At 58.3% G+C, this 19,257-nt stretch carries 13 protein-coding genes; 8 read left to right on the forward strand and 5 right to left on the reverse strand.

Annotated features, from left to right (window positions below; all coding sequences use genetic code 11):
* Positions 1 to 28: 28 nt before the first annotated feature.
* The 3 genes from N3J91_05250 (at position 29) to N3J91_05260 (ending at position 7,328) form a co-directional block, all read left to right on the forward strand.
* Complete coding sequence (locus N3J91_05250; GenBank protein MCX8155845.1) at positions 29 to 3,682, forward strand: glycosyl hydrolase; 3,654 nt, start codon at positions 29 to 31, stop codon at positions 3,680 to 3,682.
* A gap of 196 nt (positions 3,683 to 3,878) precedes the next feature.
* The gene (locus N3J91_05255; protein ID MCX8155846.1) at positions 3,879 to 5,957 is read left to right on the forward strand and encodes a prolyl oligopeptidase family serine peptidase; all 2,079 of its coding nucleotides are present in this window, start codon (positions 3,879 to 3,881) and stop codon (positions 5,955 to 5,957) included.
* Positions 5,958 to 5,975: 18 nt separating this feature from the next.
* A complete protein-coding gene (locus N3J91_05260) occupies positions 5,976 to 7,328 on the forward strand; it encodes a POT family MFS transporter (GenBank protein ID MCX8155847.1) in 1,353 nt (450 codons plus the stop codon).
* A 51-nt stretch (positions 7,329 to 7,379) separates the two neighbouring features.
* Here N3J91_05260 and ilvC read toward each other — a convergent pair whose 3' ends face one another.
* Positions 7,380 to 8,480, reverse strand: coding sequence for a ketol-acid reductoisomerase (ilvC, locus tag N3J91_05265; GenBank protein ID MCX8155848.1), 1,101 nt, complete (start codon positions 8,478 to 8,480; stop codon positions 7,380 to 7,382).
* A gap of 225 nt (positions 8,481 to 8,705) precedes the next feature.
* Positions 8,706 to 9,065 (reverse strand): hypothetical protein, encoded by a 360-nt coding sequence (locus N3J91_05270; protein ID MCX8155849.1) that lies wholly within the window; start codon positions 9,063 to 9,065, stop codon positions 8,706 to 8,708.
* Positions 9,066 to 9,177: 112 nt separating this feature from the next.
* Here N3J91_05270 and N3J91_05275 point away from each other — a divergent pair, with 112 nt between their 5' ends.
* The 5 genes from N3J91_05275 (at position 9,178) to N3J91_05295 (ending at position 15,682) form a co-directional block, all read left to right on the forward strand.
* On the forward strand, positions 9,178 to 10,626 hold the full coding sequence (locus N3J91_05275; protein MCX8155850.1) for a glycosyl hydrolase family 28 protein: 1,449 nt from the start codon (positions 9,178 to 9,180) through the stop codon (positions 10,624 to 10,626).
* A 101-nt stretch (positions 10,627 to 10,727) separates the two neighbouring features.
* Positions 10,728 to 11,837 (forward strand): aminopeptidase, encoded by a 1,110-nt coding sequence (locus N3J91_05280; protein ID MCX8155851.1) that lies wholly within the window; start codon positions 10,728 to 10,730, stop codon positions 11,835 to 11,837.
* Positions 11,838 to 12,067: 230 nt separating this feature from the next.
* Entirely contained in the window at positions 12,068 to 12,853 is a 786-nt protein-coding gene (locus N3J91_05285; protein MCX8155852.1) for a polyphosphate polymerase domain-containing protein, read from the forward strand.
* A gap of 63 nt (positions 12,854 to 12,916) precedes the next feature.
* Positions 12,917 to 15,184 carry an FAD-dependent oxidoreductase gene (locus tag N3J91_05290; protein MCX8155853.1) on the forward strand — a complete coding sequence of 756 codons (2,268 nt, stop codon included), beginning with the start codon at positions 12,917 to 12,919 and terminating at the stop codon, positions 15,182 to 15,184.
* Between the two features lie 33 nt (positions 15,185 to 15,217).
* A complete protein-coding gene (locus N3J91_05295) occupies positions 15,218 to 15,682 on the forward strand; it encodes an Rrf2 family transcriptional regulator (protein ID MCX8155854.1) in 465 nt (154 codons plus the stop codon).
* Positions 15,683 to 15,685: 3 nt separating this feature from the next.
* Here N3J91_05295 and N3J91_05300 read toward each other — a convergent pair whose 3' ends face one another.
* Genes N3J91_05300 through N3J91_05310 form a run of 3 tightly spaced genes read right to left on the reverse strand, consistent with a single transcriptional unit; the run spans position 15,686 to position 19,176 of the window.
* Positions 15,686 to 17,275, reverse strand: coding sequence for a nickel-dependent lactate racemase (locus N3J91_05300; protein MCX8155855.1), 1,590 nt, complete (start codon positions 17,273 to 17,275; stop codon positions 15,686 to 15,688).
* A complete protein-coding gene (locus tag N3J91_05305) occupies positions 17,272 to 18,528 on the reverse strand; it encodes a zinc-binding dehydrogenase (protein MCX8155856.1) in 1,257 nt (418 codons plus the stop codon). Before N3J91_05305 ends, N3J91_05300 begins: the two co-directional genes overlap by 4 nt.
* A gap of 12 nt (positions 18,529 to 18,540) precedes the next feature.
* Complete coding sequence (locus tag N3J91_05310) at positions 18,541 to 19,176, reverse strand: HAD family phosphatase (GenBank protein MCX8155857.1); 636 nt, start codon at positions 19,174 to 19,176, stop codon at positions 18,541 to 18,543.
* Positions 19,177 to 19,257: the final 81 nt, after the last annotated feature.

The following is a 19,257-nucleotide window of genomic DNA, read 5'->3' on the forward strand; positions in this document are numbered from 1 at the left end:
TGCCCCGGGATTCAGTAATCTTGAGGCCATGCGAAACATACTCCCCGCAAGCCTGGTTTTGGCAGCCGCGTGTCTGACCTGCCCGGTGCCTGCGGCAGCGCCCGCCCCTGCCCTGCCCTCTTCGGTCTCAATTAAAAAGCTTTTTGCCCAGCCTCCGCGGGAGTACGCCAGTGCTCCCCTATGGGTCTGGAATGACCGGTTGACCGATGCCCAGATTCGGGAAACTCTGCGGGACCTGGCCGAACAAAACGTCAAGCAGGTTTTTGTTCACCCGCGCCCGGGCTTGATGACGCCCTACCTCTCGTCAGAGTGGTTTCGCCTGTGGAAGGTGGCCTTGCAGGAGGCCAAGCGTCTGGACATGAACGTCTGGATTTATGACGAAAATTCATACCCCAGCGGCTTTGCCGGGGGATGGGTTCCGGAATTGATGCCCGAGTCACGCGGCCGCGGCTTGGCGTTCAAGGAAGAAAATGCCCCGCCCCGGTGGAGCGACAACACCCTGGCGGTTTTTCTCATGGAGGGTAACACGGCCTCTGATGTCAGTTCCCGTGCTCTGCGTGGCGAGAATCTGCCCCCGGGCCAATACCTTGTGGCCACCATGCAACGCGCCAAGAATTCGCCCTGGCATGGTGACCGTTGCTATGTGGATTTGTTGTATCCGGGCGTGACCGAAAAATTTCTGGAAGTGACCCTGGAGGCTTACCGTCGCGAGCTGGGCCAAGAGTTTGGCAAGCGCATTCCTGGCAGCTTCACCGACGAGCCCGAATTGACGCCGGCCGGCGGACTGCCCTGGACGGAGGACTTGCCCAAACAATTTCAGCAACGGTGGGGGTATAGTCTGCTGACGCAACTGGCTTCCCTTCATCGGCCGGTGGGAGATTGGCAGCGGGTGCGGCATAATTACTACCAGACTTTGCTCGATTTGTTCATCGAACGCTGGGCCAAACCTTACTACGAGTATTGCGAAAAACACGGCCTCGAGTTCACCGGTCATTACTGGGAGCACGAATGGCCCAATGCGCGTATGGTGCCCGATAACATGGCCATGGCCGCCTGGCAGCAACGCCCCGGCATCGACATTCTGATGAATCAATATGCCGAACACACCCACGCCCAATTCGGCAATGTCCGCTCCTGCCGCGAGACTGCCAGTCTTGCCAACCAGTTGGGACGCGCGCGCACCTTGGTGGAACTATACGGGGCCGGTGGGTGGGACTTGCGCTTTGAAGACATGAAACGGATTGCCGATTGGCTGCAAGTGCTGGGCGTCAACACCATGGATGAACACCTCTCCTACATCACCATTCGCGGCGCCCGCAAACGCGATCATCCCCAGTCCTTCAGCTACCATGAACCATGGTGGCAGGACTATCACGTTCATGCCACCTACATGGCCCGCCTGTCCTGCGCCATGTCCCAAGGCCGTCAAATTAATCGCATTCTCGTCCTGGAACCCACGACCACGGCCTGGATGTGGCAGGGCGCCCCGCAACTCGGCGAGCTGGGCGGCAGCTTTTTCAACCTGTTAATGGCCCTCGAGCGTGCACAAATCGAATACGACCTTGGCTGCGAAGATGTGTTGCGCAATCACGGCAAGGTGGAAAAAGCCCAGCTTATCGTGGGCCAGGCCCGGTACGACCGCGTGGTGCTGCCACGCCTTACCGCAAATCTCAACCGGGCCACCCTGCAATTATTGGGACAATACGCCGCCCAGGGCGGTGTTCTTCTGCATCTGGATGACCTCCCCACGCGGGTGGACGGACAGACCTCCGAGGCTGCCAAACAGGCCCTCCGCGGCGCTCAGGTGACGAAGATCTCCCAAGATGAACTGATCAGCTCGCTGCGCGATTTCATGGGCCAGCAGGGCTTTTCCATCAACCGTGCCCCCAACGATGCCGGCATTCTTTTCCATCACCGCCGGCAGCTTGCCGACGGCGAGTTGCTGCTGCTGGTCAATACCAGCGCCGAGGCTCCCAGCAGTGGCCTCATCCAGTGCGATACCGCCCAGGGTGTGGAGGCCTGGAATCTATATACCGGCGCCGTGGAGCCTTACGCCTGCGAGCGGGAGGGCCAGGGCATCCGCATCCGCTACTCGCTGCCGCCGGTGGGCAGCTTGCTGCTTTACCTAAGCCCGCAACCGCTGCCCTCCCCTGCCCCGCCGCCTGCCACCCGCCAGCGCCTGGCTGCGGCAGGCCCCATGGACATTCAGCGGTTGGAGGCCAACGTTCTGACCCTGGATTTTGTGGATGTTGCCGCCGGCGGGGAGACGCGCACGAATGTTTATTTCTACGCTGCCAACCAGTTCGCCTTCCAAAAAAACGGTATGCCACGCAATCCCTGGGACAGCGCCGTGCAGTTTAAGGACGAACTCATCCGGAAAACCTTCCCTGCCGAGAGTGGCTTCACGGTGACTTACCGGTTCTTTATCACCGGCGCCGTGCCTTCCGACTTGCGTTTTGTGGTGGAGCGTCCCGATCTCTATACCATGACCTGCAACGGCCATCCCATCACCCCCATGAAAGGCAAATGGTGGCTGGACAAATCGTTTGGTGTACTGGATTTGCGACGCGTGGCGCAGGTGGGAGAAAATGTGGTCTCCTGCACCGCCCGCCCCTTCCGCATCGAGCACGAAATTGAGGCCGCCTATGTTTTGGGAAGCTTCACCTTGCAGCCCACTGACAAGGGCTTTGTGATTGCCCCTGATGCACCGTTGGCCATCCGACCCGCCCTTGCCGAGCCGGTCCACAATATCAATCCTGATAATACGATGTGGTTGAGCGGCGGTGTCAGGTTTTCGCCCAACGTCCAAGACCGGCAGCCTTGGGTGGTTCTCGACCTCGGCGCAGCAAAAACGCTGGGGGAAATATGGATTTGGAATTACTGCGAAGGCCATGTACGGGACCTCACCGGACGCGGCGCGCGTGAAATTCGTCTGCAGGGCGGATTGAACTCACCCACGGAAACCCCTCTGGAATTGGGACGGCACACCCTGCCCAAAGCGCAAGGGCCTGCGCGCGCACACAAAATCCGCCTCAGCTCACCATCTTTGCGCTATCTCAAGATTGAAATCCTGTCCAATTACCAAGGCGTAACCTACCCCTGCGGCGATGACTCTCCCGATCATGGCTTTGTGGGGCTGGCCGAAATCCAGTGCATGGATACCTCCGGCCAGAAAGTTTCCGGGGTGCGCGTCGTTGCTTGTTCCAGTGAATTGCCCCAGCATCAACGCCTGGCCCGCTACCTGGTGGATGGCTCGGGTCTGCAGGGCGCCAAGCCGGGTTGGAATGAACAAGGGCATCCCTTTTACGCCCAAGGGGTGGCTTACCGCCAGACCTACGAGCTTGCCCAACCCGCCGGCCGCTATTTCGTCCGTCTGCCCGACTGGCTCGGCAGTGTGGCGCGGGTGAAAGTGAACGGCAAACCTGCCGGCCATATTTTCACCCCACCCTACGAATGTGACGTAAGCCGGCATCTAAAAAGCGGCCGCAATACCCTTGAAGTAACCGTGGTGGGCACGCTAAAGAACACGTTGGGACCCCATCATAATGGCCCCACCTTGGGTAGTGCCTGGCCCGGCATGTTTCAACGCGGCCCCACGCAAGGACCGCCACCGGGCAATCAATACTTTACGGTGGGGTATGGGCTTTTTGCGCCTTTCGAGCTGGAGCAAATAAGGCCATAAAGCTGTCCACGAAGGCTTAAATCCGCTCGCTTTTGCCTCCGACGGTCAAGACCATCGGGCGCAGCAGCCCGTGTTTTTATCTGGCTTGAAACCGCCAAACTTTGGATAACACGGCAAGCTTATGATGAATCTTGCTTTGCGATGGGGATCGGTAGTGGCACTGCTCAGCCTCGCCGGTTCTGCGCCTTTCTCTCTCATGGCTGTTTCCCCTTCAACTTTCACTTACCCGCCCACGCGTAAAATTGACCACTGGGATGAATACCACGGGCAGCGTATTGCCGACCCCTACCGCTGGCTCGAAGACCCCGACGCCCCGGAGACCCGCGCCTGGGTGGAAGCACAAAACCGGGTCACATTTGCGCATTTGGAATCCATTCCTGAGCGCGAAGCCATCCGAAGACGGCTGACCGAGCTTTGGAATTATGAGCGATATGGCATTCCCGGCAAACAAGGGGACCTCTACTTTTTCAGCAAGAATGACGGACTGCAAAACCAGTCCGTGCTGTACGTGACGACATCGCTGGAGGCCCCACCGCGCGTGTTGTTGGATCCGAATCGTCTATCCGCCGACGGTACCACGGCCCTCGCAGGTTCGGCCGTAAGCGAGGATGGTCGGTGGCTCGCTTATGGTTTATCGGGCGCCGGTTCAGACTGGCAGACGTGGAAAGTCCGGGATGTGCACACCGGCGAAGACCTGCCGGATGAATTACAATGGATCAAGTTTTCCGGCGCAGCCTGGACGCATGATCATCAGGGCTTTTTCTACAGCCGATATGACGCCCCTCAGCCCGGGGCGCAATTCCAGGCCGTCAACCGGTTTCCCAAGGTGTTTTACCATCGTTTGCGCACCCCGCAGAGTGAAGATCGGCTCATCTACCATCGTCCGGACCAGCCCAACTGGGGTTTTTACAGCACCGTAACCGAAGACGGCCGCTATCTCATTCTCACCGTGACGCGCGGAACAGACACCAAAAATGGGGTTTTCTACCTCGATTTACAGGATCCAGCAGGAAAGGTGGTGGAACTGCTCAACGAGTTTGACGCCGATTATTCCTTCGTCGGCAATGACGGCCCCCTCTTTTGGTTTCGCACCGACTGGCAGGCCCCCCGGGGACGCGTGATCGCCATAGACATCCATCAGCCCGCCCGCTCCCAGTGGCGGGAGCTTATTCCGCAAACCAAAGACACCCTGCGCGGTGTTTCTGTGGTGGGCGAGCGCTTTATCGCCCACTACTTGCGCGATGCTCACTCCGCCGTTCGGATTCACCATTTGAACGGCCGATTGGACCGCGAATTGAAACTGCCCGGTCTGGGCAGTGTCTCCGGCTTTGGCGGCAAACGCAGTGACCACGAAACCTTCTTTGCGTTCACCAGTTACACCACCCCCGGCACCATTTACCGGTTGGATTTAACGACGATGAAAACCACCGTTTGGCGGTCACCCCAGGTCAAGTTCAATCCCGCTGACTACGTTACCCGTCAAATCTTCTATCGCAGCAAGGACGGCACGCGGATTCCCATGTTCATTACTCACCGCAAAGGCCTTAGGCGCGACGGTCAGCGCCCTGTTTATCTCTACGGTTACGGCGGTTTCAACATCAGCCTCACCCCCTCCTTCTCCGTCGCCAGTCTGGTATGGATGGAAATGGGCGGTGTCCTGGCCATTCCCAATTTGCGCGGCGGGGGTGAGTATGGGGAAGAATGGCATCAGGCGGGCATGAAAAACCGGAAACAAAACGTCTTTGACGATTTCATTGCTGCCGCGGAATGGCTGATAAAGAACCGCTACACGCGGCCGGAGAAGCTCGCCATTGGGGGAGGCAGCAATGGCGGTTTGTTGGTGGGCGCGTGCATAACCCAACGCCCCGAGCTTTTTGGAGCGGCTCTGCCGGCTGTGGGGGTCATGGACATGCTTCGTTTCCACAAGTTCACCATCGGCTGGGCATGGACGGCGGAGTATGGCAACCCTGACCAGCCGGAAGATTTTCCCTACCTGCTGGCCTATTCGCCCCTCCATCAACTCAAGCCCGGCACCTGTTATCCGGCCACTCTGATTACTACGGCAGACCATGATGACCGGGTCGTGCCGGCGCACAGCTTCAAGTTTGCGGCCCGATTGCAGGAATGCCAGGCCGGGCCGGCCCCCGTGTTGATTCGCATTGAAACCCGGGCGGGGCACGGCGCCGGCAAGCCCACCACCAAGATGATTGAAGAGGCCGCCGATCGCTGGGCCTTCCTGGTGCGCCATCTCAACTTTCGTCCGCGACTTCCTTAATCCGCGCCCAGTCTCGCCATGTCAGCCTCATCTTATCCCACCAAACCCGTGGAAACCTCGGGGATGCCACCGGGCATCCCTTACATCATCGGGAATGAAGCGGCCGAGCGTTTCAGCTTTTATGGCATGCGCACCATTTTGGTGGTGTTCATGACCCAGTACCTGATGAATGCTCAAGGCCAACTGGCCCCCATGCCCGAGGCTGAAGCGCGCGCCTGGTTTCACACGTTTGTCTCCGCGGTTTATTTCCTGCCACTGCTGGGAGCCATCATCTCCGACGCGCTTCTGGGCAAGTATCGCACCATCTTTTATCTCTCCATTGTGTACTGCTTCGGGCATCTGGCGCTGGCCATTGATGATACCCGGCTGGGCCTTGCCATCGGGTTGACTTTGATCGCCGTGGGTTCAGGCGGCATCAAGCCCTGCGTCTCGGCCAACGTCGGAGATCAATTTGGCCGGGCCAATCAACACCTGCTGCCGCGCGTCTTCGGGTGGTTTTATTTCTCCATCAATTTTGGCTCGTTCTTTTCCACGCTGCTCACTCCCTGGTTGCTGAAGCATCATGGTCCGGCGTGGGCCTTTGGTGTGCCGGGCATTTTCATGTTCCTGGCCACGCTCATTTTCTGGATGGGCCGTAACAAATTTGTACGTGTCCCGCCGGCAGGCATGCAGTTTGTCAAAGACCTCTTCAGCTTGAACAACCTGAAAATCATTGGCCGGCTGGTGCCCATTTACCTATGTGTGGCCATGTTTTGGGCCTTGTGGGACCAGACCAGCTCGGCGTGGGTGTTACAGGCCGAGAAAATGAATCGCCAGATGTTCGGGTATGAAATCCTCTCGTCGCAAGTCCAGGCCATCAATCCCCTGCTGATTCTGGTTTTGATCCCCTTCTGTTCCTACGTTTTGTACCCGTTCATTGACCGGTTTTGGAAGCTTACCCCGCTGCGCAAAATTGGTCTGGGCTTTTTCCTCACCATTCCGTCGTTTTTATTGACGGCGTGGGTGGAATCACAGATCCAGGCCGGGCATCAACCCCACATTTCGTGGCAATTCCTTGCTTTCGTCATCATCAGTCTGGCGGAGGTCATGGTTTCCATCACCTGTTTGGAGTTTTCCTACACCCAAGCGCCCGTCACCTTGAAATCCCTCGTCATGTCGGTGTATCTGCTCTCCATCTCATTGGGCAACGCTTTCACTGCCGGCATCAACCACTTCATTCAAAATCCTGACGGCTCCAGCAAACTGGCGGGCACTGACTATTACCTGTTTTTTACTGTCCTCATGGCCGTGACAGCGGTGGTTTATGTCTTTATTGCCCGGTGGTACAAGGAACAACCGGTGCATCTGGCCACCGAGGCCGCGGCAAAATAAAAACCGGGAAGAGTTTCCCCTTCCCGGCTGGCAAAACCTTGCCTTGGATGGTTAGTTGGAGGCGCGGCCCGCCACCCCTTTGGTGCCCTTGGTGATGGCTTTGGCCGGCTCCTTGGGCCGCAGGGCGCGCACCGCCGCGCCTGCCCGCCACATCTCGGAATCGCGAATCTCGTTCAACTCCTTCTGGAGCTGCTCCTGGTAATTCGGCGCGCCGCAGGCCTTGAGCACCCGCTTGCATTCCTCACCGCTCTTGACCCGCTTGTACAGCTCCTTGAACACCGGCATGACAGCCTTCTTGAACTTGGGCTTCCAGTCCAGGGCCCCCCGCTGAGCCGTGGCCGAGCAGTTGGCGTACATCCAGTCCATGCCATTTTCGTCCACCAGGCGAATGAGGCTTTGGGTTAATTCCTCCACCGTCTCATTAAAGGCCTCGCTCGGCGTGTGGCCGTTGGCGCGCAACACATCGTATTGGGCCTCCATGATGCCGGCCAGCGCCCCCATCAGAACCCCGCGCTCGCCGGTAAGATCGCTGAACACTTCATGCTCAAACGTGGTGGGGAAAAGGTATCCTGAACCGATGCCAATGCCCACGGCCAGGCAGCGCTCTTCGGCGCGGCCGGTGTAATCCTGCTCAACGGCGTAGCTAGAATTGATGCCGGCGCCGGAGAGGAAGTTGCGGCGCACCGAGGTGCCCGAGCCTTTGGGCGCCACCATGATGACGTCCACGTTGGGCGGCGGAATCACGCCCGTCAGCTTTTTGTAGGCGATGCTGAACCCGTGGCTGAAATACAAGGCATCACCGTCCTTCAAATGCTTTTTCACCGTCGGCCAGATGGCCCGCTGCGCCGCATCGGAAACAAGCATCTGAATGATGGTCCCACGCTGCACGGCCTCCTCGATGTCGAACAAGGTTTTGCCCGGCACCCAGCCATCCTTCACGGCGCGGTCCCAATCCTTTTTGAATTGCCGGGCCTGGCCCACAATGACGTTGAAGCCATTGTCCCGGAGATTCAACCCCTGCGCGGGCCCTTGCACGCCGTAACCAATAATGGCAATGGTTTCGTTCTTCAGAACTTTACGCGCCTTGGCGATCGGAAATTCCTTCCGCGTCACCACTTTTTCTTTTGTGCCGCCAAAATCAATAATGGCCATGTTTGTTACTCGTTTGAGCGGGCCGTCAAACGCCCGCCAGATTAATTGTTGTGTTTTACAAGTTGACTCTCCAGCACTGTGCCAGGATCGCCATCCCTTCAGCCACAGGACTGTACCAGCCAACGTGCGGGTAATCCTACCCGCTGGCGTCCTTTCGTCAAATGTAATTCCTCCGCCTCCGGGGCTCCCGGGGTAATCTAGTGGCGCACACCCGGCAACGGCTCCTTATTTCTTAGGCAAATCTTGAAGTGTTTTAGTGGCTTCGCCCGCCGCCTTTTCCACCGATTTGGTCGCCCCCTCCGCAATGAGCTTTTGCAAGGCCTCGATGGTATCCTTGATGGCCTGTTTTTGCGCCTCGGTCAGCTTGGCTTTGGCATGAGTCTTCTGCAACTGAGTCAAGGCACCCGCCAGATCCTCCGCCTTGATGGCCTGGATGGCTTTCTCAATTTCTGACTTCACCGACGCCTCGGCTGAACTGAAGGCCGATTCCAGCTTGGACGTATCCACCTTCGACTTGCTGCCACAGCCCACCATGCCGCAGAGAGCCGCCACCAAGATTGCAATAGCTATGATTGTTGGTTTCATAATATGTACCGGCCACTTTACGCCGAACCTGTCAGATGTCAACCGACAGCAGTGTTCTCCGTCGTCTGGCCGGGCGGAGGTGTTTCTCTCCCAACAATTGCCATTGCATTATTTGTCCGCCTTTGTCAGCTTCACGGCGATGACCACGCGGATGTTTTGGCTGGCGCTGGTGTGCGTCTTGCTGGATGGCTCAGCGGCCATGGCGGCCACGCTCAACGTCAAAGATTTTGGCGCGCAGGGGGACGGTCGCACCGTAGATACACCCGCCCTGCAAAAGGCCATGGATACTGCCGCCAGCCAGGGGGGCGGCACCGTAATCTTCCCTGCCGGTCGTTATCTTTCCGGCACGCTGCACCTCCGTGACAACCTCACCATGGTCTGGGAGGCAGGCGCCTGTCTCGTGGGCACAACCAACCTGGACCTCTACTCCGCCCCGAATCCCCCCGCCTACCTGCCGGAGGCCAGGTGGGGCAAGTGGCACCGTGGACTTATCATTGGCCAAAGCGTCACCAATGTTACGCTGTGCGGTCCGGGCAAAATTGACGGCAACCGCGTGTTTGATCCCACTGGCGAGGAGCGTATGCGGGGGCCGCATACCATAGTGTTTGTGGATTGCCGGAATTTTACCATTCGGGACCTGGAAATTGTGGATTCGGCCAATTACGCCATCTTTTTCCAGGTCAGCGACGAGGTGGAGATTCGCCGCGTGAAAATTCGTGGTGGCTGGGACGGAGTACATTGGCGGGGCGCGCCCGAGCGCTGGTGCAGGGATGTGCGAATCCTCGACTGCCAGATGTACACTGGCGACGATTGCATTGCCGGCCGATATTGGGAGCGCACCCTGATTCAGAATTGCGTGCTGAACAGCTCCTGTAACCCTGTGCGCATTATTGGGCCGGTGCGGCAGCTCATTCTCCAGCAATGTCTCCTCTATGGCCCCGGTTTGGAGCCGCACCGCACGTCCAATCGCTACAATGCCCTGGCGGGCGTCAATCTGCAGCCCGGGGCATGGGACGCCACCCGCGGTTTGACCGATGATGTGCTCATTTCGGATGTCACCATGCATCATGTCGCCGCGCCCGTGCATATCTCTCTCAAACCCGGCAACACCGCCGGCACCATCCGTGTGCAACGGGTGAACGCCAGCGGCGTGTACCGGGCCGCCATGTCCGCAGAAAGTTGGGCAGATGCCCCCATCACCAACATCATTTTCCGGGACATCACCGTGGAGTACACTGGTGGTGGCCGCGCCGTCTCACCCCTGGCCGCCGTAAAGTCCCCGGGGGTGGATGTGCGTCCGTTGCCAGCTTGGGGATTATACGTCCGCGATGTGCAAAATCTTGAGCTGGACCAAGTGCGGCTACGATTTGAAAAGCCAGATACCCGTCCGGCTCTGCTATTGGAAAAAGTCGGGGAAGCTTGGCTTGAACAGGTCTCAGTACGCCAAGCGGCGGACGCTTCTGCGCCCCTCCTTACCACGAACGTGGGTAAAGTCCATCTCCGGCAAACTAATTTCACCGAACCTTTCCGAGAATTGACGCCTTCGTCTCCTGTTCCCTAGCGCCCTCCCTTGAAATGTGTCTATTTGAGACAACTCCGGCTTGGATAAAGTCCGTATTTGTCTCGACATCAAGGTTTTACGCAGTAAACTAGCCGCCATTTATGAATGACCCACGTTTTGCCAAACTGGCCAAAGTTTTGGTGGAATATTCCACGCGCTTGAAACGGGGCGAAAAGGTGCTCGTGGAATTGTTTGATGTGCCGGATGAGTTTGCCGTTGAATTGATTCGGGCCATTCGCTCTGTGCAAGCGATCCCGGTGGTGGAGGTGCGCCATAGCCGACTGGTGCGCGAACTGATTCGGGATAGCAATCCTTCGCATGCCTCGCTGGTCCGGGATTTGGAGCTGTTCCGCATCAGGAAAATGGACGCCTACATCGCCGTGCGCGGAGCCTACAATGCGAATGAAAACGCTGATGTGCCCTCCGAACGCATGGCCATGTACACCCGCACCTTGCGGCCGGTGCTCAACCATCGCATCAACCATACCCGCTGGGTGGTCCTGCGCTGGCCCACCCCCTCCATGGCGCAGGCGGCCAACATGAGCACCGAAGCCTTTGAGGACTTTTACTTTGAGGTGTGCACCATGGACTACGAGCGCATGGCCAAGGCCATGCAGCCGCTGGTGCGGCGCATGAAAACCGCTGACCGTGTGCACATCAAATCGCCCGGCACCGATTTAACTTTCAGCATCAAGGGCATTGGCGCCAAAGGCTGCGAGGGGCGGCTCAATATCCCCGATGGCGAGGTTTTTTCCTGCCCCGTTAAAAACAGCGTGAATGGGGTCATCCAGTTTAATACCCCCACCATTTACTCCGGCAAACGTTTTGAAAACGTGCGGCTGGAATTCAAAAACGGAAAAATCATCAACGCCACCGGCAGCGACACCCAGCGGCTCAATGAAATCTTGGATACGGATGCCGGGGCGCGATACATCGGGGAATTCGCCCTCGGATTCAACCCCTATATTTTGAACCCCATGTGCGACATTCTTTTTGACGAGAAGATTGCCGGTTCACTTCACTTCACCCCCGGCCAGGCCTATGAAATCGCCGATAATGGGAATCGCTCGGCCGTCCACTGGGACATGGTTCTCATCCAGCGTCCCGAATGGGGCGGAGGGGAAATATGGTTTGACGGCGAGCTGATCCGCAAAGACGGACTGTTCGTCCCCAAAGACTTGCAGGGTCTGAACCCGGACAACCTCAAATAATCTTGTGGGCCGGCCGCCCCCGTTTGGCCCTTAAATGGGGTCTGCGCCCGCAGACAGAGGAGAGGCTTGGCGTGGATTATTCGTATCTCCACGTTCAAAAAGACTAGGCACCGGCGACGGCTTGGCTTATAAAAACATCGCCGATCCTTGCACCAGGGGCATCTTTAAGCGTGCCTGTGAGGTTTCGGTGAGCAATTATCAACCTTGGATGGCGCCCGGTGGTCTGACTTATGGCGGTTGATCGAATGCAGGCACAGCGGTTTGAGCTGAAGTACCTCATCAGCGAAGAAACCGCTTTGCAAGTGCGCGACTTTGTCTCCTGTCACCTGGACCTGGACGAGTACGGGGTGGCCAAGCCCCACCTGTCCTACGATGTCCACAGCCTCTACCTCGACTCGGACTCGCTGCGGACATACTGGGATACCATCAACGGGAATCGCAACCGCTTCAAACTGCGCATCCGCTTTTACAGCACCGATCCCAGCGTGCCGGTATATTTTGAGATCAAGCGGCGGGTCAACAACTGCATCATGAAACAGCGCGGCGGCGTCAAGGGCAGCGCCATGCCCCTGCTGTTGCAAGGGTACCTGCCCGAGCCGGATCATCTCGTCTCTTACACGCCCAAAGCCCTGGTTGCCTTGCAGAATTTCTCCCGCCTCATGCACATGATCCAGGCCAAGCCCAAAGTGCACATTGCCTACCTGCGCGAGGCGTACGCCAACGAGCCCGGTACCGTGCGCGTCACCATGGATCGGGAGGTGCGCGCCCAACCCAATCTTACGGGCGTCATCAGCACGGAAATGACCAACCCTCACTACAGCTTCAAACCTTGGGTCATTCTGGAGCTGAAATTCACGGATCGCTTCCCCAACTGGTTCGGTGACCTGGTGCGCCACTTTAACATTATGCAGCGCGGCGCAGCAAAGTATTGTGCCTCCATTCAGGCCATTGGCGCGGGCCCGCTCAAAAGCATCTTCCCGGTTGTTCCGGAAGAGGAGGTTCAATATACGGAATAAGGCCAGGTACCGCCACGTGGCAATGGCCTTGGCCAATCAACACCTCTGGGCTAAGCTGGTTCTATGCGCTGCATTGTCTGTTCCATCCTGGCCATTTTGGCCGTGGGCATGGTGCCCCCTCGAGCGGCCACAGTTCTAGTAGAAGCCGAAAGTTTCCAGTCCCTTGGAGGCTGGGTGGTGGATACCCAGTTTATTGAGATTATGGGATCGCCCTACCTCATGGCTCACGGCCTGGGAAAACCCGTCCGGGACGCGGAAACTACCGTGACCCTGCTGCAACCCGGTAACTATCGGGTGTGGGTGCGTACCAAGGATTGGGTGGCGCGCTGGCAGGCGCCGGGTACACCCGGAAAATTCCAATTGCTTATCAACGGCCGACCCTTGCCGGTGACCTTTGGCACGGAGGGCAACGACTGGCACTGGCAGGCTGGCGGCACTTTTACAGCAAACCAACGCGAGATCAAACTGGCCCTTCACGATTTAACCGGTTTCAACGGCCGCTGTGACGCGATTTTGTTCTCGGACGATCCACAGTTTACCCCTCCCAATGACTCCACCCCGGCGGCAAAATGGCGGCTGCGGTATGCCGGCCTACCCGAGAAGCCACGCGACGCTGGCGAATTTGATCTCGTGGTGGTGGGCGGAGGCTACGCCGGCACAGCGGCGGCCGTATCCGCCGCACGCATGGGTTGCAGGGTGGCGCTCATCCAAAACCGCCCGGTTCTGGGGGGTAATGGCAGCAGTGAAATTCGCGTGTGGGCGCAAGGCCGAACCCGTCGCGGCCTGTTTCCGCGCCTGGGGGAAATTGTCGAGGAGTTCATGGACCAGGCGAAAGCCTCGCCCGGCACGGCCGAGGAATTTGCCGATGACCGCAAGGAGGCCATCGTGCGGGCGGAAAAGAATATTCAGCTTTTCCTCAACACCCACGCCCTGGCCGTGGAAAAAGACGGCAACCGCATTCAGGCAGTCATTGCTCTGGACGTGCGCAGCGGCGAGCTGCGCCGCTTTGCCGGGCGATTATTTGCTGATTGCTCCGGCCACGCCACGCTGGGCCGAGTGGCGGGCGCCGAACATACCGTGCGCGAAACAGATCATCTGGGCATGAGCAACATGTGGCGCTGGCGCACCAACGAGACCGCCACGACTTTTCCATTCACGCCTTGGGCTTTGGATTTGAGCATGAGCGATTTCCCCTATCCCCGGAATGGCCGGGGCGAGTGGTTTTGGGAAACCGGTTTCAACCGGCATCCGTTGCAGGATCTGGAATACATGCGCGACTGGAATCTGCGCGCCGTGTTTGGAGCCTTTAACGCGATGAAAAACAAAGAGGGCCGGGAGGCGCACACCCGCGCCGAGCTGGAATGGGTGGCGTACATCGGCGGCACGCGCGAATCGGTCCAGCTTCTTGGGGATGTCATTCTCAGCCGCGATGACATTGTGGAGAAACGCCCCTTCCCGGATGGCTGTGTACCCACCACGTGGGACATTGATTTACATTATCCCCGCGAGGAATTCACCCGGAAATACCCGCAGGATCCCTTCATCTCCCGGGCTGTGTTTGATCAGTCCGTGGACCGTGAACATGGTTATCCCGTCCCCTATCGCTGTTTTTATTCGCGCAACCTTGCCAATTTATTCATGGCCGGACGCAACGTGAGCGTCACCCACGAAGCTTTGGGTACGGTGCGCGTAATGAAAACGGGCGGAATGATGGGCGAAGTCGTGGGCAAAGCGGCGTCCATTTGTTTGAAACACGACTGCACTCCGCGGGATGTTTATGAACGCTACTTGACCGAGCTTAAGACCTTGTGTCACCTGCCCGGCGCCACACGGCGGGAGAATGTGCATGCGCCCCTGCAAATTCCCCCCAACCCGCCGCCCCTCCCTGACCCGCCCGCCCTGGAAGGGGTGGACCCCACATCGCTGCCGGGCATCGTCATTGATGATACACAGGCCAAATTCACGGGAGCATGGGGCGACAAAGGCAGCCTAAAAGGGTATATCGGGCGGGGCTATCGCTACGCCACGCCCGCCGCTAAAGCCACGGCGCGTTTCGAGTTTCAGGTGCCCCGGGATGGCCGCTATGAGGTTCGGCTGGCCCAACAACCCCACGAAAATCGGGCGCGCAACACGCCTGTGATTGTTTTTTGTGCCGAGGGGGAGAAAGAATTGGAGGTTAATCAGCAGGCGAAACCGGACCTCCCTCCGACTTTTATCAGTCTTGGTATATTCGCTTTCACCGCCGGCAAGGTTTGGGCGGTGGAAATTCGCAGCGCCGGTGCTAATGGTTATGTGCATGCAGACGCCGTGCAGGTGCTTCCCGCGCCCTGAAGCAGCCAAGCTCGCGCCGGTATTGAATGCGCTATGAAAATTTCCAAGAAGACTGATTACGCCCTGCGGGCGTTGTTCACGCTGGTGGACGCCTATGGCCGGGGGCCGGTCTCCATCCGTGAACTTGCCGAGCGCAACGCTGTACCCAAACGCTTTCTGGAGCATATCATGCTGGACTTGAAGGCCAAGGGATGGGTCACCAGCATCCCTGGCGCCCGCGGCGGTTATCAGCTCGCCAAGCCGCCCGAAAAAATAACCATGGGCGAAATCGTCCGCTACTTTGACGGCATCATTGCCCCCATCGAATGTGTCTCGGTCTCCGGCTACAAGGCCTGCTCGCAGGAGCCGGTTTGCCGGTTCCGCCGCGTTTTTCTGGATGCCCGCAATTACGTCACCCTGCTGATGGACCGCTCCACCCTCGCCGATGTGGCCCGCGGCGCTCCCGTTACGGGGCGCGAAGTCTTCTCGCAAGGTTTTATTGGTGGCGAGGGGATCTAGGCCTTACTCCACCTCCCACATTGCGATCGGTGGGGAATGAATAACCGAGATGGCGGCCGAAGCGCCCTGTTTGGCGCGGGCCTGCGCAATTGCGTCATCCAAGGTGGGAGCCGTCTCCCACCCAAGTCGTTGGGCGGCCTCCGGGCTGCGCGGATTGACAATGATGACCTGGCCGCAATGCTTCATGCCATGAGCGCCCCAGTTCCACATCGAGACCGGATGAAAACCGTGGTAGGCGTTGTGAAAGCGATATAGACGAATGTAGCGTTCATCGTGCGCCAACGCATCCGCCCACCGCCGGTCCACCTCATGAGGATCCCGGGTAATTTGCAGCTTTTCAAACAGATCGCTGTAACTGGGATGATGCACCGGATCAAATTTGTTCTCCAAAGGATGCAAAAATATGATGCTGCCCCCTTCCTTGAGCAGCGGCTTGCCTTTGTAGAAATTGAACATGTACCCCAGCCCCATGGCGTACACGAGGATGGGGTTCATCACTGAATGCACGCTGTAGGGCATGACGTAGGGAATCGGCACGATCAAAATGTCGCACTGCCCCTGCAACTTGATGAGCTGCTGTTGATAAAGGTGCTTAAGGGTGAGTTGATGCACCGCCTCCGCCTCGCCCGCCTGGATGCTGGTGACGCCGTAAGGGGCTTTATTGGCAAAAAAGATCTGCCGGTTGAGGGCCAGTGGGGTGCATTGCAGGAAACTTTGTGTCACCCGGGCAGAGATTTTATTAAACCACGACCACGTCGTTTCCTGCGTCTGCATGTAGCCCAGATAACCCGGGAAGGTGTCGGTATTTACCGTCATCTCAATATGAAACACCTTGACGTGCTTTTCGACGTACCGGCCTATGCGCTCAATCACCTGATGCATCCGGCTGCGTGGCGGATCATTGAAACTGCGGGAATGCATTTGCGCCTCGCAGTTGTGATTGGGCCGGATGCAACGGTAAGTGGCCAGCCCCACGCCAACCGACTTGTGTCCGCCGTTGAGGGCAACCAGGTTCAGGTTTACATAGATGAGCAAGTCCGAAGTAGCCGCGCGTTTTTGAATCTCAACAATTTCCCCGTGATCGGTATGCCCCAGCACCACGTTGCCGTCGGGATCTTCAGCGTCATAGTTGTACAACGTGCCCTTGGGCCAATGGGCATTAAAAATCCGCCGCCCCAGCATTTCCTTCAGCTCCCAATCATGCATGTGGCGGTGCAGACACACGGCCACCACCAGATGCACATCATCCACCCCCGCCGCCGCGAGCCGTTCCAGCAGCAGTTCAATCACCACCTGCCGGCAGTCTGGCGCCCGCATCTTGGGCAGGGAAAGCGAAATATCATCAAAGGCGATGGTCACTTTCATGCCTGGCTTCAGATAGGCCCGCAAAGGATCCATGCCCAACGGATGATCAATTGCCCGCTCTGCCTCGGCTCGCAGACTGGCGAAGCCCGGCAGAGGGGGCCGCGGATACAGCACTCGCGTGCCAGGCGGGACCTTGGCATAGACAAAACTCTCGCCCCGCATCAAAAAGAGAGGCGGATCCCCCGCCTCATACAATCGCACCAGGCCTTCGGCATCAAGTGACATCATAACTGTAAATCGAAAACCGTCTTGAAATTGCCCGGCTGCTCCGTATGAAACGCGTGGGCAATGGCTTCGCGGTAGTCGGTGAGGGGGTATTTTTTGCTTACCAAGGGCTTTAATCGCCCGGCAGATTGAGAGAGCAGCTCCAAGGCCAGTTGAATCGTCTTGACGCGCCGCCCCTCCGGCAGGTGCTCCCAGCCGTAGGCATAAGAACCTTGAACGCGCAATTCCTTGTACCAGGCACTCGTCCAATCAATACCCTTGGGGATGCCGGGCATACCCACCAACAGAACCAGCCCTCCCGGCTTGGTCAGGCGCAGGGCATCGTCCATGGTCGAGCCGGTACCGACACAGTCCAATACGGCGTCCGCCCCTCCTAAAACAACCGGTTTGCCAAGCTCCGGTTGGTAAATGCCGCCGCCGGCAGCCAGGCTGCCCGTTCGTTCCAGGACCCATTGATAAAGTGCCGCCGGTGGTAGCAGGCCGGTACACTCATCCGCTCCCCATTGGCGGGCCATTTCGGCCTGATGCGGAAACCGGGCGACAGCCAGCACGCGTCCCAAACCGCCCATCATGCGATAAGCGGCAATAAGCAACAATCCTATGGTGCCGCAACCAATTACCAACAGCGTCTTGTCTTTTTCCCTGGGTACCTTGAGAGCGGCATGAAGAGAGCAGGCCAAAGGCTCCGCCAGCACGGCTTCTTCATCTGCAAGGTCCTCCGGCACAGCATGCACCTGCGAAGGGTGCGCCACCAGCGTGGCATGACTCCAACCGCCGCCGGTACTGGCGCAATAACCGGTCTGAAAACCGCCTTGCAAACAGCCCTTGAGGATGTTTTCGCAGTTGGCATACTGGCCTGCAGCACAAGGCCGGCAGGGCGGCACAATGCCCCGCACTTCGCAACCCAGGGCCGGCTCCAACACTACCCGCATCCCTGGACGCAGTGACGATGGGGTGGCCGGGCCGGTCTCCACAATTTCCCCCACCACTTCGTGTCCCAGAACAAAAGGGGTTGAGACAAAGGGGGAAAAATAGGGACTGCCTTTGCAGGCAATGGTAGATAAATCCGATCCGCAAATCCCGCTCAACCGGCTGCGAATTCGCACCCATTCAGGACGTGGCAGGGGCGGCGGGGCCACCTCGGTGAGCTGCAGGCACGATAGTGCGCCCGTGGCCACCCCGGGCCAGCGACCGGCCAGGTTGCGGACCAGCAACCAGCGCGGGACAGACCGTATAAATTGAACTGCACGCGGCATGTCGGGAGCATTCTAGCGCCAGTTTTCCACCTGCCAACCCCGTTCCGCCGCCACCCGGCACAGGCGCCGGTCGGGATTGACTGCGATGGGGTATCCCACACACTCCATCATGGGCAGGTCACCAAAGGCGTCGCCAAGAGCATAACAATGGGACAAATCAAATTTGTTTTGGTCCGCATGCGCGCGTAACAGCCTGGCTTTAACCTGCCCGGTAAAGGGTTCAGGCAATACCCGCCCGGTGCAAACTCCGTTGACCACTTCCAGGTGGGGTGCCAGAACATCGGCCTGCCATTCCGCTGCCAACGGCCCGAGGAAAACATCCAACCCACCGGTGACCAGAACAATTTTCACCCCCGCCTGTTGAAACGCCTGCAGGCACTTTCGGGCTGGCGCAAATATTTTTGCCTGCAAGTAATGCCGTCCAAATTCCAATGCCTCCGTCCGTAACAAATCCCACGGCACTCCTCGATAATGCCTGTAAATGGCCCGATTCGACGCTGCACGATCAGCGGCGTCCAACAAAAACCACCACGGGCCATGAACCACCAGTGAGGCAAGCCACAGCCAGCGCCAGGGAGGCCGCAAGGCCCGCCGCTTGATGTGGACCAGTGGCGCTACAATGGTGGTATCCGATAAGGTACCATCCACGTCGCAATAGGCCGCCCGCTGGGAACCCGATGAATGTTTTGGCTCTGCCATGAGGCAAATCGCTGCAAGTTTCAAGGCCAA

The sequence above is a fragment of the Verrucomicrobiia bacterium genome (assembly GCA_026414565.1).
Lineage (GTDB): Bacteria > Verrucomicrobiota > Verrucomicrobiia > Limisphaerales > Fontisphaeraceae > Fontisphaera.

Excerpts from the sequence above, each read along its gene's own strand:
- N3J91_05250 (MCX8155845.1), top strand. The coding sequence starts at position 29 with ATGCGAAACATACTCCCCGCAAGCCTGGTTTTGGCAGCCGCGTGTCTG.
- N3J91_05255 (MCX8155846.1), top strand. The coding sequence starts at position 3,879 with ATGGCTGTTTCCCCTTCAACTTTCACTTACCCGCCCACGCGTAAAATT.
- N3J91_05260 (MCX8155847.1), top strand. The coding sequence starts at position 5,976 with ATGTCAGCCTCATCTTATCCCACCAAACCCGTGGAAACCTCGGGGATG.
- ilvC (MCX8155848.1), bottom strand. The coding sequence starts at position 8,480 with ATGGCCATTATTGATTTTGGCGGCACAAAAGAAAAAGTGGTGACGCGG.
- N3J91_05270 (MCX8155849.1), bottom strand. The coding sequence starts at position 9,065 with ATGAAACCAACAATCATAGCTATTGCAATCTTGGTGGCGGCTCTCTGC.
- N3J91_05280 (MCX8155851.1), top strand. The coding sequence starts at position 10,728 with ATGAATGACCCACGTTTTGCCAAACTGGCCAAAGTTTTGGTGGAATAT.
- N3J91_05285 (MCX8155852.1), top strand. The coding sequence starts at position 12,068 with ATGGCGGTTGATCGAATGCAGGCACAGCGGTTTGAGCTGAAGTACCTC.
- N3J91_05290 (MCX8155853.1), top strand. The coding sequence starts at position 12,917 with ATGCGCTGCATTGTCTGTTCCATCCTGGCCATTTTGGCCGTGGGCATG.
- N3J91_05295 (MCX8155854.1), top strand. The coding sequence starts at position 15,218 with ATGAAAATTTCCAAGAAGACTGATTACGCCCTGCGGGCGTTGTTCACG.
- N3J91_05300 (MCX8155855.1), bottom strand. The coding sequence starts at position 17,275 with ATGATGTCACTTGATGCCGAAGGCCTGGTGCGATTGTATGAGGCGGGG.
- N3J91_05305 (MCX8155856.1), bottom strand. The coding sequence starts at position 18,528 with ATGCCGCGTGCAGTTCAATTTATACGGTCTGTCCCGCGCTGGTTGCTG.